Source organism: Candidatus Zixiibacteriota bacterium, from assembly GCA_035574315.1.
Classification (GTDB): Bacteria; Desulfobacterota; Binatia; order UBA9968; family UBA9968; genus DATLYW01.
Genome location: DATLYW010000003.1, coordinates 49,810 through 65,776, shown reverse-complemented (window position 1 = coordinate 65,776; position 15,967 = coordinate 49,810). Strand labels below are relative to the sequence as shown.

Sequence of the window (15,967 nt, the reverse complement as noted above, 5' to 3'; positions counted from 1 at the left end):
CCGCCGTGGTATAGTCAGCCCTCCAGCATGCCCCCGGGAACCGACGCCAACGGTGAAAAAAGCGCGCTTTCAGGCCTGCGGATTCTCGATCTGACCGGGCGCCGCGGCGGCTACTGCGGCAGGCTGCTTGCGAATCTGGGAGCGGAGGTCGTTCTCATCGAACCTCCGGACGGGGCTCCGGCGCGGCACGAAGGGCCCTTCAAGGACGGCGATCCGCATCCCGAGAAAAGCCTCGCCTTCGCCGCCTGCCACACGAACAAGCGCAGCGTCGTCGTCGATCTCGAGCGCGAAGACGGGCGCCGGACCTTCCGCGGCCTGGTGCGCCACGCCGACGTCGTGATCGAGGATCGCGGCCTCGCCTGGCTGGAGCGGCTGGGTCTCGGAATTGAAGAGCTCCGGTCCATCAATCCCGCTCTGGTCCTGACGTCGATCACCGGCTTCGGTCTTTCGGGGCCGTACCGCGATTTCGAGGCTCCCGGCATCGTCGCGTTCGCCATGGGCGGATTGATGAGCGTCTGCGGACATCCGGAGCGGCCGCCGCTCATGGGTCCTTCGGAGATCGCTTTCTTCCTGGGGTCGGTTCACGCGGCGTTCGGCACGCTGGTCGCGCTCTACAACCGGCGGGCCACCGGTCTCGGCGAGCTCGTCGAGGTCTCGCTCCAGGACGTGCTGGCGGGCGATCCCTTTCTCAGGCTGGCGACTCGTTACAGCGCCACGGGAGAGATCGTCGGCCGGACCGGCCACCGCCAGCCGACCACCGTGGCCGACACCTACCGCTGTCGGGACGGCTACGTTCGTATCTTTTGCAACCAGGCAGACCACTGGCGGCGGCTGGTCGAATGGCTGGGAAACCCGCCGGAGCTGGCCGATCCCAAGTACGACGACGTTCAAAACCGCTTTCCCCTGCGATCGCTGCTCGACCGAATGATCGAGTCGCGCACGGCCGATTTTACCGTCGACGGCCTGTTCGAGGAATTGCAATCCCGGCGCCTGGCCGCCGCGCCGGTCCATTCGCCACGAGCCTTCCTTGAGGACAAGCAAACGAAGCACCGCGGCTATGTCGTCGAGCTCAACCATCCGCATCTCGGGCGGCACGGCTTTCCGGGAGATCCCTATCGTTTCTCGGAAAGCCCCTGCCGGATAGAACGCCCGGCGCCGATTCTGGGAGAGCATCAAGCCGAGATCGATAAGCACCTGGCGCGACCTTCGGCCTGGCTCGCGGCCGCCGGGCGTGACAGCGACGCTCGGCCGTTCGCCGGCGTGCGGGTGCTCAGCTTTCCGACGGGCATCGTCGGCCCGGCGCTGGCCGGGCTGCTGGCCGAGCACGGGGCCGAGGTCATCGCCATCGAGCCGGGTCGAGCCGCTCGAAGCCCGCAACGCGGCCCGGTATTTCAGCTCGCCTCCGATCTCGAGGGCAACCGGAACCGCAAGAGGATCGCGCTCGACATGAAACACCCGGAAGGGGCAGCGCTGGCCAGGCGGTTGATCGAACGCTGCGACGTGGTCGTTGAGAACTTCAGCGCCCGCGTGCTGGCGAGCTGGGGGCTCGACTATCCCCGTATGAAGGAGATTCGGCGGGACGTCATTCTGGCCAGCTTGCAGGCCTTCGGTCACACCGGACCGCGGCGGGACTTCCTGAGCTTCGGCCCGATCCTGATGGCGTTCTCGGGCATGACCTATCTGTGGCGTGACCCGGAGGTGGAACGGCCGGGAGCCGCCTCCCAGACCGCGTTTCCGGATTATCTCGCGCCTTCCTTCGGCGCGCTCGCGATCCTTGCCGCACTGCACTACCGCGCTCGTACCGGCAAAGGACAGCACATCGACATTTCACAGGCGGAGACCGCCGCCTCGATGCTCGCGCCGGCCTATCTCGAATGGTTGATCGGCGGCAGGGAGCCGGAGCCCCGGGGCAACGCCTCTGCGCTTGCGGCCCCCCACGGATGCTATCGTTGCAGAGGCGAGGACCGCTGGTGCGTGATCTCGATCGAAACGGACGAGCAATGGGCGCGCTTCTGTGGCATCGCCGGCGAGCCTCAATGGGAGAGCGATCCGCGCTTCAGCTGCGTGGCCGCCCGCCTCGCCAACCGAAAGGAGCTCGATGCCCTGGTGGAGTCCTGGACGATCCGGCACACGCCTCACCAGGTCATGATCAAGTTGCAGCGCGCGGGGATCGCGGCCGGCGTGGTGCAAAGCGGCGAAGATCTTTACCGGGACCCTCACCTGCGCGAGCGCGGCTTCACGCGAGAGGTGTATCACCCGGAGACCGGCTGGATCACCCGGACCGGCCCGACCGTGCGATTGCACGGCGTGCAGGCCCGCCGCGAGGAGTTCGCTCACCGGGCGGGCGAAGACAACGAGGCGGTTTTGGGCGGGATTCTCGGCCTGTCGAGGGAGCAGATCGCCGACCTGACGGCGCGAGAGGTGCTGCGCTGACGGCTACCTCACGGACGGCGCGGCCGCGAAACCGAGCGCCGGGAACGACATTCGGTCGAGGAATCCCGATTACTTTTTTTCCGGCTTTACGTAGCGGGCGTTTCCGCCCCCTTTTTGCGACTGCAGGTAGCCTTCGACGTCGCTCAGCGGATTGGTATAGTAACGCAGGCGGTGGGCGACGAGGTCGTCGGTTCTGAGCGCCGTTTCGAAGTTCATGTCCTTCATCATGTAAGCGGCGATCTTGGCGTGCTCCAGCGCCGCCGCGTTGCGGCTGGCGATCTCCCGCGCGAGCGTTTCGACCGAAGCCGTGAGTTCCCCGTCGGGAACCACCTGCGAGACCAGTCCGATTCGCTCGGCTTCGCCCGCCGACAGGTTTCTCCCGGTAAGGGAAATGTAAAAGGCCTTCTTCAACGGTATGCCGGCGTGGAACAGCGTCGGCGTGGCCGTCGCGCCGTAGCTTCCCCGGATGATCTCCGGCATGCCGTACTTCGCCGTCTCCGCGCTGACGACCAGGTCGTGGCCGTTGACGAGCGCCAGACCGCCTCCCAGACACCAGCCCCGGACGGCCGCGATCGTGATCTGGGGGCAGCTGCGCATCAGCGCTACGATCTCGGCCACACCCCCCACGCCCCGGCTCCGCCGGCGATTGTCCTGGTTTCGCATGTCGTAGAGGTCGCGCCCGGAGGAGTAGCAGTCTCCGGCTCCCGTCGTGACGATGCAGCGGATCGCCGGATTTTCGCGCAAGTCGCGCAAAGCCGCTCCGAGCTCGCTCAACAGGGCGATGCTCAGCGCGTTTTTCTTCTCCGGGCGGTTCAGCGTCAGCCACGCGACACCGGAAGTTTCGTCGAGCCTTTGCAAAACGAGTTGGCTGTCGGTCATGCGCTCTCCTCAATTCGAGATATTGCTCGGACTTCGTTCGCGCTCCGGCGCAATCGCCGGAGCGGCGCCGGTCCCCGGCTCAATCCTGCAGGCCCTGGCGCTGCGCGAGCTTGACGAAAAACGATCCCACGAGCACGGTCCCGGCGGTGATGACCAGGCTGAACGCCGCAAGCTCGCCGACGTGGCCATTGTCCCAGAGCTCCCAGATCTTCACCGCGACCACCTGCGAGCCAGGAGAATAGAGCAGCAGCGCGATGGAAAGCTCCCGGAAAGTGATGAGAAAGATGTAGATCCAGCCGGCGAGCAAGGCCGGCATGACCAGCGGGACCAGGACATGCCGAACCATCTGGAACCAGGTCGCGCCGCTCGCCATCGCCCCTTCTTCGAGCTCGCGATGCACGCTCAACAGCGCCGAATGGCTGAAACGGATGCCGTAGGGAAGATAACGCGCGATGAACGCCAGGACCAGGATCCATATGGTTCCGTACACGGGGATCGGAAGCGCGAGGTACATCTTGAGGATGGCGATGCCCATCACGATTCCGGGGAATACCAGCGGCAGCATCGCCATCTGATCGAGCAGCCAGCGCGCTTTCAACGACGCGCGCACGATGAACCAGGCGGCCACGAACGTGAGCGCGATCGCGACGGTCGCCGAAGCCACGCTGACCGTGAGGCTGTTGAAGACGGAGCCCACGATGCCGCTGTCCGAGAAGGCCGTGCGATAGTTGTTGAGGCTGACGAGCGAGAGCGCCCGCCACGACGGCGCCTGGGCGAAGGGCAAAAGCGAGGACCAGGCGATCGCGGCCACCGGCAGGCACTGGAGCAATGGCAGCACGAGCATCAGGCAGCCGCCCAGCCAGCGCCATCGTCCGAGGTCGACACGATGAGGGCGGTAGGCCTTGCCGCTGATCGTTGTGAATTTGTACGACTTGCTGGTGACGCGGTAGTAGGGATAGAGCCCCAGCGCCACCAGGGCGATCAGGATGGTCGAATACGCGCTCGCCTCGCCGTATTTGGGAATGAGGCCGCCGCGGATCTGGAGATAGATCTTGGTCGTCAGCACCTCGATACCCGCCGGGATGCCCACGAGGGCCGGGATCTCGAACGCTTCGAGCGAACGGATGAACGTCAGCAGCAGGACGGCCAGCACGCTCGGCAGGGCCAGGGGAAACGTCACCCGGCGAAAGACCTGCCAGCCGCTGCTTCCGGCCGCCGCCGCCGCCTCCTCCAGCGCGGGATCCATGGAGCGGAAGGGGGTGGACATCAACAGGAAGACCACCGGAATCCATAGAAAGCTCTCGATCAGGACCATCCCGGACATCGAGAAGATGTTGAGCAACGGTCGGCCGGTGAGAGCAGCGAGCGCCGCGTTCAGGATCCCGGCCTTGGGGCCGAGCAGCATGATCCAGCCGACCACCTTGATGATTCCGGGAATGGCGAACGAGATGTAAGCCGAGACGTAGGCGAGGGTGCGAAAAGGCGCGTTCGAGCGCTCGGCGAGCCAGGCAAGCATCGTTCCGTAGGCGAGCGCCACGGCCGCGCTTCCGACCGAAAAGGTCAGAGAGTTTGCGAGCAGGGTCCGGACGTCGTCGAGGGATTCGACGATGCTGGCGAAATGCTGGAAGGTGAAACTCCCGGCCCGAAGCCCGCGGTCGACGACGACGCTGGTATGAAGGATGAAAAAGAACGGGGGCAGTACCAGGTACGCCAGCGCGAGCCCGGTGAAGGCAAACAAAAGGTGCGTCGGATTGAGCGCCGGCAAGCGCGGCGCGGCCCAGCCCGAGACGCTTATCTGCGCGTGATCTCGCGAACCAGCTTTTCCCAACTCAGCAAATCCTTCTCGTATTTTTCGGTGGTCGATCCGTGCTCCGGACGCCAGCGCTTGAAGCCGTAATTCCGGGCGGCGTTTCCGTAGTGGTATTTTTCCAGCAGGCCCTGGCCGTCCGGTCCGAGCAGAAAATCCGCAAACAGGAGCGCAGCGTGCGGGTGCGGCGGCTGGGCCGCGATCGCCGCGCCGCCGACGTTGGTCGGCACGAGGTCGAGCGGCACCCAGTCGACCGGCGCGCCCTTCTCGACCGCGACGATGACATGGTTGCGGAAGATCGCGGGGGAGGCCGCGACCTCCCCCGCCGCGATGAGGTCCAGCAACGCCGGCGGAATGATCGCGTGGGCAGCAATCTCCTGCGCCTTGAGCTTGTTGACCAGCTCCCGGCCTTTGGTCTTGAGAATGGCGCCGATGACCTTCGAGGTCGGGTCGTCGAGCGTCACGCCCATCCGCGCCTTGAGCGCGGGGTGGAGGAGCCCGGAAAAGTCCTTCGGCACCGCGGCCTGCGGGACGAGCTTCTTGTTGTAGGCGAAACCGATATAGGACTCGCGAGCGATCGCCCAGAAAAAGAGCCCTTTTTCGGCTCTTTGCTTGGCCTCCTCGGGGTAGGAGGCGAAGTGCGGCGAATGGTACGGCCTCAGGAGGAAGGCGTCGCGCATGAACATCAGGTTGCCTTCGGTGGTTTCCACCGTATCGACGATGTTGCGCCGGCCCTTGGTCTCCTCGATCATCCGCGTGGTGAGATCGGAGCCGCTCGCGCGGAACACCTCGACCTGCACCCCGGCGTACTTGTTCTCGAACGCCTTCGCCATCGCCTTGTAGGACGCGCCGGCCAGCGAGGTGTACCAGACGACCTTGCCTTCGCTCCTGGCTCCGGCGTAAAGCATCTGCTCGCGGTCGGGCCCCTTGTAGGTCACGAGCTCCGCCACCGTCATGGGCCTGCGGCCTTGAGCCCACGCGCCGGCGGCCGGCAACCACACCGCGAGGATGATCCAAACGATCGCTCTCATCTTATGCTCCCGTAGCGAACGGTCCGTGGTGGAAACGGCGGAAAGGTTCTTCACTGCGCCCCCGATAGCATGCGAAAATCGACGCTGTCAACGGCTTCGCCCTTACCTGTTCGCCTGCTCGATGTACTGGCGCAGGAACGTGACGATTTCAGCCGGCGTTTGCGAGACGCGATGAAAGAGCCGTTCTCCGGCCTCCCCCACCTCGAAGCGCGGATGGAAACGCATGCTCCTGGTTGCGTCGGCGATAAAATCCGAGTCCCGCGCCAGCGACATGGAAGCCTGTCTGAGAGCCGCGATCGCCTCCCGCGGCGACCCGGGCGGCAGGAAGATCAGGCGCGTGAGATTGGTGCTCGACATGTTCGCGGCCTTCAACGCCTCGTACTTGATGCCGGACGGCGGCTTGCCGAGGATCTGCCGGTACAAATGCGTGAACGGCAGCAGCTCGGGAACATCGGGGCTCACCATCACCTCTCCGTCCGTCGAAACCAGATCGGTGTAATAGAGCGGAGTGACGATGCCTGTCTTGACCATCTGGGGCTCGACGGCGGCGCGGTAGCCGGGAAGCGTTTCGTCATGGTACTGCGCCTCGTTTCGCTGCACCGCGAGTCGCGCGGTGGAAGAGGAGTTGTATCCCGTGACGTAGTCGTACTTGAGGCCGAGCAGGTCGAAGGACAGCCGGAAGCGCACGTCCTTCGAGCTTGCCACGCCCAGGCCGGCGGCTTTGAAGCGTTCGGCTTTGACGAAGTCGGCGGGCTTCTTGATGCCGGGAGGGGTGTCGGCCCTGATGTAGGAGACCGTAACCCCCTGAACGCCCGCGATGAAGCCGAACCTGGCGAGGTCCACCCTCAGGCCGGGCTCGCGAATCTGGTAGTGGAACAGGCTGCCGGTAAAGTAGCCGGCGGTCAGGCCGTCGGGCTTGGCGACCTCGCCGAGGTAGTTGACCGCCGTCACTCCGCCGCCGCCTCCCATGTTTTGAACCACTACGGAGGGCCGGCCGGGAATGTGCTTCGAGAGATGCCTGGCGATGACCCGGCCCTCGATGTCGGTCGGTCCGCCGGCGGCGAAGTTGATGAGGACCGTCAGGGTCTTGCCCTGGTAGAAAGGGGCGGGCTCTGCTCCGGGAAGCGGCGCCGGAAAAGCAGTCACGGCGGCGCAGAGGATCCAGCGGGGCCGAAAAAGAAAATCACGGCGCTTCATGGCTTTCTCCTTTCGGAAACGCTCCGTCAGAGCCCGAAGATCTGCCGAAATTCGCGCGCGTGCTCGTCGAGGCGGAGATAAACCTCTTTGGGGACCGCTTTGAGCTTGAGCCTGCTCTGATCCATCTTGGGCGCCAGCGGCTTGACGTCGCTGCGGGCCGGGATGCGGCGCATCTCGCGGATCATCATCTGCGCCCTGGTCGACGTTACGAAATCGATGAACAGCTTGGCCGCATTCGGATTGGTCGGCCTGGCGCTGAGGCCGATGCCGCTGACGGTGGTCACGATCGGATCGAAGGTCTCGATCCAATCGACCGGGGCGCCATCCTTTTTCATCCTCTCGATCCGGAAGCTGTAAGCCCAGGCGAGCGGCGTCTCGCCGGCCGCCACCAGCTGAGCGGTAAGCCCGTGTCCCCGACGCCACTGGGGCTCCTGGCGGGCGAGCTGCTTCATGTAACGAATCGTCCGCTCCCGTCCCCAGACGCTGAGCAGCGTTCCGTACCAGTCATAGTCCGTGGAGTCCATCAACATCTTGCCCTTCCACTTGGGGTCGAGCAGGTCGGTGTAGTCTCGGGGCGCCTCCTTCGCGGGAAGCTGGCTCGTGTTATAGGCGAGCACGAGGTTGTTGACGAAGACGCCGGTCCAGTAGCCCTGGGGATCCATGAACTCGTCGCGGTAGCCCGCGCGCCCCGGGGTGAGATAAGGGGCGATGATACCCCGGTCCACCAGCGTCGAGATGGCGCTTCCCGACATCACGTCGAACCCCCACTTGCCGCCGCGCACCTCCCCGAGGATGCGCGTCATCAGCTGCTCCTCGCCCAGGCGGACGAGGTCCGCCTTGATGAACGGATGGTCCCTGAGGAACGCATCCAGCAGGGGCTTCGAGGTGTCGACGGCCATCGAGGTGTACCATACCAGCCTGCCTTCTTTGCGGGCGCCTTCGACGAGGGAGACGCTCTGGGCGGAAAGCGGCGCCGCCGCAAACGCGAAGCAAGCCAGCAACGACGAGAGCGCGCGCAGGAGCAATTTCATGCGGCACCTCCCTGGAGCCGTCTAGGACACGGGGTAGAGCGTATCCATCATCAGCCGCTTGTGCTGCGCCGGCGTTCCCAGATACTGGTAAAGCGTGTGGGCCAGCACGCTGTGAGCCATCATGGGATGGCCGTAATCGGTGCCCGGCCCCGCCCAGACCATGTGGGCGTAGTTGGTTGCCTGGTAATAGCCCTCGCTCGCGACCGCCTTGGCTTCGTGGACCGCGGCCCGCGCCGGTATCCCGGTGTCGAGGCGCCAGAGGGTTTCGTAGGTCGCCCAGCGCGCGGCATCCAGGTGGATCGAGATCTCGACGCAATGATCCTGCACCCGCTGAAACCGGCCGATGGGCTGGCCGAAGACGACCCGGGTGCGGGTGTACTCGCACGTGATGTCGAAGACCTCCTGCGAGGCGCCTACCTGATAGGCGCAAAGAATCGGCAGGGACTTTTCCAGGGCCGCGTCGAACGTTCGCCAGTCCGATCCGCCGGCGCCGAGCAAGGCGGAGGCGGGGATTCGCACCCGGTCGAAGCGCACCTCGGCGGCGGACACGAGAAAGCCCACCAGAGGAGTGACGGTCACTCCAGGGCTCTTCGCGTCGATCAACACGAAAACCACCTGCCCTTCCTCCGTGCGCGCGGCGCAGAGGAAGCTCGTGGCGGCTTGGGCGTCGAAGACGAAACGCTTCGTGCCGCTCATCAGATAGCCGTCCGGGGTCTTGACCAGACGGGTCTCCACCGACTCGGGGCCCCACGAAGACGCCTTGTCGTTGATCGCCGGGATCACGATCGACTCGCCCTTGCAGATCGCGGGCAGCAGGGCTTGCTTTTGCTCGTCGGTTCCCGCCTCGAAGATCGCCTGCGCGGCCAGAACGCCCGAGGAAAACAGCGGACCCGGAACCGGGCCGCGGCCCAGCTCTTCGAAGACGACGCCGCAGTCCATGGCCGACATCGCAGCGCCGCCGTACTGTTCGGGCAGCATCATGCCGACCCAGCCCAGCTCGACCGCCTTGCGGAACAGCCGCGGCTGGAAGGTTTCCTTGTCCTTGTACCAGCGGGTCATCAAATGCGCCGGGACCTCGGCTTTCACGAAGTCCGAAGCGACTTTCTTGAACATCTCCTGCGTTTCGGTCAACGATAAGTCCATGTCACTCCTGCCTTGAAAACGTTTGATGCCTTGCGATGCACCGGGCGCAACCGCCGGCTCAGTGCGTCTCGGGCGCTTTCTCCTGAACCGGCCGCCCGAGACCGAGGCGCCGGGCGAAAATCAGACGATCGGTGTCGAGCGTGCCGCCGCCGTGCAATTGACCCGGGCCGGTGCGGACCGCGTACTCGAAATCGACCACCTCGTGCACCGACAGGTCCTGCACCAGGGCGTCGGCGCCCATGATCTGCTGCAGCCGCTCCGCGTTCCTCAGCCGCATCATGCGCTGGTAGTAACGCTGCTGAGGTCCGCCGTAGGGATGGGGACGTTTCGTGAAGCGATGCCAGTAGATTCGCTGGTTGAAACGGCGAAGCGTATTGAGCTCGATCATCATGTCCGCGATCGTGTCGCGCACTCGCGGGTCCGCGATCAACGGCCTGCCGCCGACGTGCGTGTTGCGGCAGTACTCGACCACCCTCTCCACGAGCGGATCCATGGCGATGCGGCCGTCACCGCCATGCTCGAGCTCCATGTGCGTGTTGGCCACCTTCCAGCCGTTGTTCTCGCCGCCGATCAGGTATTTGGCGGGCACGCGGACGTTGTCGAAGAAGACCGCGTTCTTGATTCCCATCATCAGGTGCATGGGCTGGATGGTGATGCCGGGCAGGTTGGCGGGGATGTGCAGCCACGAGAGGTTTTCGTGGCGCTTTCCACCGGGGTCGGTGCACACCAGCGTCCACAGGAAGTCCGGCGGGACGTGATGGCCCACCATGACCTTCTGCCCGTTGACCACGTAGACGTCGCCGTCGCGGATCGCCTTGGTCTGGCAGTTGGCGATGTCGCTCCCGCCCTGGGGCTCGGTCAGGACCTGCCACACGCAGACCTCTCCGCGGGTGATCGGGGGCAGGAACTCGCGCTTCTGCTCCTCGGTTCCCCAGCGGATCAAGACGGGCGCAACGATCCGCGCGAGGGTGTAGAATACGTGCGAGAGGTTGAGCCCGTAGCGGAACAGCTCCGTCTCCAGCACGATCTGGTGGTCCATGGTCAACCCGGCGCCGCCGTACTCCTTGGGAAACATGGGAAACAGCCAGCCTTTTTTGCCGAGTTTTTCCGCCAGGCCGCGCCGGAATCGATACTCCTCCTCGTTCTCCCGGGTCGACCAGGAAGCCGACCAGCGCAGGTGCTCGGCTCCGCGCATGTTCTCCTCGAGCCACGCGCGTACTTCCTTCCTGAACTCGACGACGTGGGGGGGGTCGGCCGATACGCTAAAATCCATCGTTGACTCCTTTCAACCTTTGAGCTCCGTTTCTCTCTCGCCTCCAGCGGCCCGCTGAAGCTAAATCACGCCGCTCTTGCGCAACTGCTCGATCTCTTCGTGCCCGTAGCCGAGGCTGCCCAGAACCTCCTCGGTGTGCTCGCCGAGCAGCGGTGCCGCACGGAAAAACCGGGGCGGCGTCTCGGAGAGGTTGATGGGGCTTCCGATCAGCTTGCTGGGGCCCATTTTCGGATGGCAGATTTCCTTGGGAATGCCGAGGTGCTTCACCTGCGGATTCTCGAAAACCTCCTCGATCGTGTTGATCGGGGCGTTGGCGAGATGCTGCGCGTCGAGGACCTCGATCCAGTAGGCGCGCGGCTTGCGGCGGAACTCCGCTTCGAGCAGCTCGAGCAGCTCGTAGTGGTGCTTCGTGCGTGCCGCCCGGTCCGTGCAGCGGGGGTCGGCGAGCAGGTCCGTGCGGTTCACGGCCCTGAGCAGCCCCTCCCAGGCGTGCTGGTGGCCGGAAAGATGGACCACCAGCGGCTTGCCGTCGGCGCAGACGAAACAGTAGATCCGCCCCTTCGGAAAATTGTCGCGCGAAACCGCCTCGCCGCCGTTCAGGTAGTCGGCCACGTGAGATTCGATGAACGCGAGGCTCACCTGGAGCAGCGAGACGTCGACGAACTGGCCGCGCCCGGTCCTTTCCCGCGCGAGCAAAGCGGCGAGGATTCCGTGGGCGGCAAAGATGCCGGCGCAATGGTCCGTGATCGAAAAGCCCGCCACCCTGGGGCGGTCGAGCTCGGTCACCAGGCTCAGCATGCCGCTCAGCGCCTGCCCGATGGTGTCGAAGCCCGGCTTATCGCGGTACGGCCCGCTCTGGCCGAAGCCCGAAATCGAGCAGTGCACCAGCCGCGGATTCTGCTTCGAGAGCAGCTCGTACTCCAGGCCGAGCTCACGCCTCCTGGCCGGCCGGAAGTTCTCGATGAAGATGTCCGCGGTCCGGAGGAGCCTGGAGAGGATCTCCCTGCCTTTCTCGTGACGCAGGTCGAGGGTCACGCTCTTCTTGTTGCGGTTGAGCGCGCGAAAACTCGGGCCGTACCCGTCGTATTTCGGGTTTCGACCGCGGTGGGTGTCGCCGCCGTTCGGCAACTCTATCTTGATCACCTCACAGCCGAGATCACCGAGCAGGCTTGCGGCATAGGGGCCGGCCACATGACCGCTGGCGTCCACGGCAACGGTTCCTCCGAGGGCTCGGGTGTCGCTCATCGCGTGTTTCCGGGAGAACCGATGCGATCAGTTCTTCCACCGAATCTGCTCAAAATCGAGACTGCCGCAGGAGCGGAAAACGGCTTTTTATTATCGCACTCGCGTGCCGATGTCCAACGATCCCGGACCGCGGCGCAGGCGCGGAACTCGGCAAACCCGGCGCGCGTGTGTGCATCGGCGATGAAAAATGGTAAAAAGGGATCGGCTAAATCGCTCAAGGAGAATGGCATGAGAGGCGTTCTGGAAGGGGTGCGAGTTCTGGAGCTGGGCAATTTCATCTCCGGCCCTTACGCGGCCGTGCTGCTCGCGGACATGGGGGCGGAGGTGATCAAGATCGAGAATCCGCAGGGCGGGGATCCGTTTCGCGGCTGGGATCTCGGCGGCGACCAGCCCAACTTCTGGGCTTACAACCGCGGCAAGAAGAGCATGACGTTGAACCTCCAGACGCCGGAAGGCCGGGAGATCTTTTACGGCCTGGCCAGGACGGCCGACGTGCTTCTCGAAAACTATCGTCCCGGGGTGACCAGGAAACTCGGCATCGATTACGATACGCTGAAACCGATGAACGAGAAGCTCGTCTATTGCTCGATCACCGGGACGGGACCGAGCGGGCCGTATGTGAATCGGCCGGCCTACGACACGGTGGGGCAGGGGCTCGGAGGCATGTTGAGCCTTTTAATGGACGCCAAGGATCCCCGGCCGATCGGCCCCGCCTATGCGGACTGCCTGAGCGGCCTCTTTGCCGCGCTGGGGGTCGTCGGCGCTCTGGTGGCGCGCAGCCGGACGGGCAAGGGGCAGCACATCGACGCCACGATGGCGGGATCGATTCTCGCCTTCCTAAACGCTCCTGCGACGGAGACGCTGGCCAGCGGTCGAATTCCCGGCCCGTACAGCCGGCCGATACAGTCCCAGACCTACGCCTTCACGGGCTCCGACGGACTCCCGTTCGCGATCCACCTCTCGTCGCCGCAAAAGTTCTGGGAAGGGCTTTGCAGGGCGGTGGGTCGTCCGGAGCTGATCGATGACCCGCGCTTCAAGACCCGGCCGGACCGCAGGAAGAACTACGCCGAGCTCAACCGGACCTTCGCGGAGTTCTTCAAGGAAAAGCCGCGCGCCTACTGGCTCGAGCGGCTCGAAGAGAACGACGTGCCGCACACTCCCGTCTACAACCTCGCCGAGGTTTTCCAGGACCCGCAGATCCGCCATATGGGCCTCGAGATCCGGATCGAGCGGAAGAGCAAGCCTGCGATCCGCACGGTCAAATTCCCCCTGGAATACAGCGAGGACGGCGTTCCCCACCCTGCACCGCCGCCGGAGCTCGGCGAGCACAACGGAGAGTTTCTCGCTCAGCTCGGCTACGACGCGAAAAAGCAGGCGGAGCTGAAAGAAAAGGGCGTGATCTGAGCGGGCTCGTCAGTCGCTGCTTTTCGTCCCTGTCCCCTGGGGATCGGAAAGGCGGGCGATGATCTCGGCCGGAACCGGCCGGGACTGCATCGCTCCGGGCCGGTCGGGATGAGGAGCGGCCCAGACCCGTTTCTCGAAGCCCTCGACGGCGAGCCCCTCGGCCTTCACGAGGCGGTGGCGCACGGTGAAGCTGCTCCGCCCCCACTCGCTCACCCCGCTTTCCACCACGATTTCGTCCTCGAAGCGGCAGGGCAGGAGGAAGCGCGCGCCGACCTCGACGACGGGAAGGCCGGCGATTCCGTACTTTTGCCGCAGCGCCGAAAGCGAAAGGCCGGTGCGCTCGAACAAGGCCGCGGTGCTGTTGTCGAAGATGACGAGGTATTGCGGGTAAAAGACGACTCCGGCGGGATCGCACTGACCCCATTCGATCCGCAGGGTGCGACGGTTGACGAGCATGGGCTTTATTACGGCCCGCCGGCACCCGGCGTCAAGCCGGGCTGCTAGACGAAGTGGACGAACAGCGAGTTCGCCACCATCAGGCCGCGACGCGTGAGCCGAAGCCGGTCGCCTTCCACTTCCATGAAGCCCGCGTCGATCCAGTCCGGGATTTCCGGGCGAAGCTCGAGCAGGTTCTTCCCGAAGCGGGCCGAAAACGCCGTAAGAGAAATCCCGGCGCTCAGCCTGAGACCGGACAGGACGAACTCGCCCGCCGCCTTCTCCGGGTCGCTCTCCTCCGTGCCCGCGGCGGCAAAGCCGCTTTCGGCCACTCGCTCGATGTAGCGGGCGGGGCTCTTCTCGTTCCACCAGCGCCTTCCGCCGGCGTTGTGCGCCCCGTCGCGCGCGAAGCTGTGGGCGCCGGCTCCGAGGCCGAGATAGTCGCCCCCCCGCCAGTAATTCAGGTTGTGGCGCGACTCGAAACCCGGCCGGGCGTAGTTCGAGATCTCGTAGCGGAGGAGCCCGGCTTCGCCCAGCCTCTGTTCGATCCGGTCGGCCATTTCGATCTCTTCCTCTTCGCCGAGCGGCCTCAGCCTGCCGGCCGCGAGCTCCCGGTGAAATGGGGTTCCCTCCTCGATCGTGAGGTTGTAGGCGGAGAGGTGGGGAGGTCGAAAGCTGAGCGCCACCCGGAGGTCCGAATCCAGCTCCTCGAGGGTCTGGCCCGGGACCGCGTAGATCAGATCCAGGCTGAAGTTCTCGAAGCCGGAGCGCTCAACGTGCGCGAGCGCCTGCTCGGTCTCCTCCGCCGTGTGCGTGCGTCCCAGGAAACGGAGCAAGCGCGGCTGAAAGGATTGGGCCCCCAGGCTGATCCGGTTGATGCCGCAGTTCCGGTAGCCGCGAAGCTTTTCGGGATCGACCGTGCCAGGGTTGGCCTCCAGCGTTATTTCACAATCCCGAAGAAAACCGAAGCGCGCGGCCGCCCGCTCCAGCAGCCGGGCGATGCTTTGCGGTCGGAAGAGCGAGGGAGTGCCACCGCCGAAGAAGACCGTTTGGATCGCCCTGTCGCGCCACTCCTCCAGGCCGGCGCGGGCGTCGAGCTCACCCACCAAGGCGTCGGTATAGGCAGCTTCGGGGACGGCGGGAACGACGTGCGAGTTGAAATCGCAATAAGGACACTTGCTGCCGCAGTAAGGAATATGGACGTAGAGCGAAAACGGTCCTTGCGCGGTCGCCATGCAACCATCTTAAAAGGTCGATTCCCGCCCTGCAAACGCGCCCGCCGGCTGCGGTGGCTGGAGCCGGCGGAGCCGCGCCGGAGCTACAGCGCGATCACGTCCCCGTCCTTCAGAATGCGCACGCGGGGGTCCTTCATCGCCCGAAGCTCGCCGATGATCTCGCGTCGATATTCCGGCTTGAGGTGGGTGATCAGGATCGGCACCGCCCGCTCCCCGAGCTTCTTCAGCTCGGCGGCCAGCGTTCGCGGTGTCAGATGGCGGCTCGCGTCGGCGATTTCCTGGAGGCGGTTGGGAAACGAAGTCTCGACGACGACAGCGCGGAGCGTCGGGCAACGGGCGGCGGCCGACCAGACGCGCTCGGTGGGGCCGGTATCGCCGACATGCAGCAGCGTGCGCGAATCGCGCTCGATGAAAAGCGCGACGCTGGGCACCACGTGATTGACGGGGACGCCGGTCACCCGGTGGCGCCCCACCGCCGTGGCGCGCCCGCGCGGCAGCGGCCGCAAGCGCAGGACGGGAATGCGTTGGGCGCGGGCGGTGATACGGGTGAAGTCGGGCCAGATCTGGTCGTTGAAAAAATAGCGCCGCAGGCCGCGGACGATCTCGCGGTCGCTCCAAACCGTGACCTGCGTGCGGTTGCCGAAAAGGTTGTCCGCCAGCGGACCCAGGGTTCCCACGTGGTCGAGATGGGTATGGGTCACCAGCACGTGTCGGATCTTTCTCTGGGCCGCCAAGCTGAGCGCCGCCGTCGCCGAGCCAGCGTCGACCAGGAGCGAGTCGTCGATCAAGAAGGAGGAGAGCCGGTACCCTGGAATCTGGCCGCCCGAGCAGCCGAGAACTCGGATCTTCATCGT

The 15,967-nt window shown here is 65.1% G+C and carries 13 protein-coding genes; 2 read left to right on the top strand and 11 right to left on the bottom strand.

What is annotated here, in order from left to right; translation table 11 throughout:
• The first annotated feature begins 27 nt into the window (after positions 1-27).
• Complete coding sequence (locus tag VNN77_00400) at positions 28-2,433, top strand: CoA transferase (GenBank protein HXG49852.1); 2,406 nt, start codon at positions 28-30, stop codon at positions 2,431-2,433.
• Positions 2,434-2,502: 69 nt separating this feature from the next.
• On the opposite strand, the gene VNN77_00395 is transcribed toward VNN77_00400, so the two are convergent.
• The 8 genes from VNN77_00395 to VNN77_00360 form a co-directional block, all read right to left on the bottom strand.
• Positions 2,503-3,312, bottom strand: a complete 810-nt coding sequence (locus VNN77_00395; protein ID HXG49851.1) for an enoyl-CoA hydratase/isomerase family protein — start codon at positions 3,310-3,312, stop codon at positions 2,503-2,505.
• A 79-nt stretch (positions 3,313-3,391) separates the two neighbouring features.
• On the bottom strand, positions 3,392-5,140 hold the full coding sequence (locus VNN77_00390; GenBank protein HXG49850.1) for an iron ABC transporter permease: 1,749 nt from the start codon (positions 5,138-5,140) through the stop codon (positions 3,392-3,394).
• Entirely contained in the window at positions 5,104-6,150 is a 1,047-nt protein-coding gene (locus VNN77_00385) for an extracellular solute-binding protein (protein HXG49849.1), read from the bottom strand. The genes VNN77_00390 and VNN77_00385 overlap by 37 nt, the downstream gene beginning before the upstream one ends.
• Before the next feature lie 102 nt (positions 6,151-6,252).
• On the bottom strand, positions 6,253-7,347 hold the full coding sequence (locus tag VNN77_00380) for a hypothetical protein (protein HXG49848.1): 1,095 nt from the start codon (positions 7,345-7,347) through the stop codon (positions 6,253-6,255).
• 26 nt (positions 7,348-7,373) lie between these two features.
• On the bottom strand, positions 7,374-8,378 hold the full coding sequence (locus VNN77_00375) for an extracellular solute-binding protein (protein ID HXG49847.1): 1,005 nt from the start codon (positions 8,376-8,378) through the stop codon (positions 7,374-7,376).
• Positions 8,379-8,399: 21 nt separating this feature from the next.
• Positions 8,400-9,521, bottom strand: coding sequence for an acyl-CoA dehydrogenase family protein (locus tag VNN77_00370; GenBank protein ID HXG49846.1), 1,122 nt, complete (start codon positions 9,519-9,521; stop codon positions 8,400-8,402).
• A gap of 58 nt (positions 9,522-9,579) precedes the next feature.
• Positions 9,580-10,794 (bottom strand): acyl-CoA dehydrogenase family protein, encoded by a 1,215-nt coding sequence (locus VNN77_00365; protein HXG49845.1) that lies wholly within the window; start codon positions 10,792-10,794, stop codon positions 9,580-9,582.
• A 60-nt stretch (positions 10,795-10,854) separates the two neighbouring features.
• Positions 10,855-12,039: a CoA transferase gene (locus tag VNN77_00360; protein HXG49844.1), complete on the bottom strand. Its 1,185-nt coding sequence runs from the start codon at positions 12,037-12,039 to the stop codon at positions 10,855-10,857.
• Positions 12,040-12,267: 228 nt separating this feature from the next.
• On the opposite strand from VNN77_00360, the gene VNN77_00355 reads away from it, so the two are divergent.
• Positions 12,268-13,443 (top strand): CoA transferase, encoded by a 1,176-nt coding sequence (locus VNN77_00355; GenBank protein HXG49843.1) that lies wholly within the window; start codon positions 12,268-12,270, stop codon positions 13,441-13,443.
• 9 nt (positions 13,444-13,452) lie between these two features.
• Here VNN77_00355 and VNN77_00350 read toward each other — a convergent pair whose 3' ends face one another.
• From VNN77_00350 to VNN77_00340, 3 genes are all read right to left on the bottom strand, one after another.
• Entirely contained in the window at positions 13,453-13,899 is a 447-nt protein-coding gene (locus VNN77_00350; GenBank protein HXG49842.1) for an acyl-CoA thioesterase, read from the bottom strand.
• A gap of 44 nt (positions 13,900-13,943) precedes the next feature.
• Positions 13,944-15,113, bottom strand: coding sequence for a radical SAM family heme chaperone HemW (hemW, locus tag VNN77_00345; GenBank protein ID HXG49841.1), 1,170 nt, complete (start codon positions 15,111-15,113; stop codon positions 13,944-13,946).
• 83 nt (positions 15,114-15,196) lie between these two features.
• Positions 15,197-15,964: a 3',5'-cyclic-nucleotide phosphodiesterase gene (locus tag VNN77_00340; protein ID HXG49840.1), complete on the bottom strand. Its 768-nt coding sequence runs from the start codon at positions 15,962-15,964 to the stop codon at positions 15,197-15,199.
• Between the last annotated feature and the right edge of the window lie 3 nt (positions 15,965-15,967).

Coding starts and splice junctions, on each gene's coding strand:
- VNN77_00400 (HXG49852.1), top strand. CDS start 28: ATGCCCCCGGGAACCGACGCCAACGGTGAAAAAAGCGCGCTTTCAGGC.
- VNN77_00395 (HXG49851.1), bottom strand. CDS start 3,312: ATGACCGACAGCCAACTCGTTTTGCAAAGGCTCGACGAAACTTCCGGT.
- VNN77_00385 (HXG49849.1), bottom strand. CDS start 6,150: ATGAGAGCGATCGTTTGGATCATCCTCGCGGTGTGGTTGCCGGCCGCC.
- VNN77_00380 (HXG49848.1), bottom strand. CDS start 7,347: ATGAAGCGCCGTGATTTTCTTTTTCGGCCCCGCTGGATCCTCTGCGCC.
- VNN77_00375 (HXG49847.1), bottom strand. CDS start 8,378: ATGAAATTGCTCCTGCGCGCGCTCTCGTCGTTGCTGGCTTGCTTCGCG.
- VNN77_00370 (HXG49846.1), bottom strand. CDS start 9,521: ATGGACTTATCGTTGACCGAAACGCAGGAGATGTTCAAGAAAGTCGCT.
- VNN77_00365 (HXG49845.1), bottom strand. CDS start 10,794: ATGGATTTTAGCGTATCGGCCGACCCCCCCCACGTCGTCGAGTTCAGG.
- VNN77_00360 (HXG49844.1), bottom strand. CDS start 12,039: ATGAGCGACACCCGAGCCCTCGGAGGAACCGTTGCCGTGGACGCCAGC.
- VNN77_00355 (HXG49843.1), top strand. CDS start 12,268: ATGAGAGGCGTTCTGGAAGGGGTGCGAGTTCTGGAGCTGGGCAATTTC.
- VNN77_00350 (HXG49842.1), bottom strand. CDS start 13,899: ATGCTCGTCAACCGTCGCACCCTGCGGATCGAATGGGGTCAGTGCGAT.
- hemW (HXG49841.1), bottom strand. CDS start 15,113: ATGGCGACCGCGCAAGGACCGTTTTCGCTCTACGTCCATATTCCTTAC.
- VNN77_00340 (HXG49840.1), bottom strand. CDS start 15,964: ATGAAGATCCGAGTTCTCGGCTGCTCGGGCGGCCAGATTCCAGGGTAC.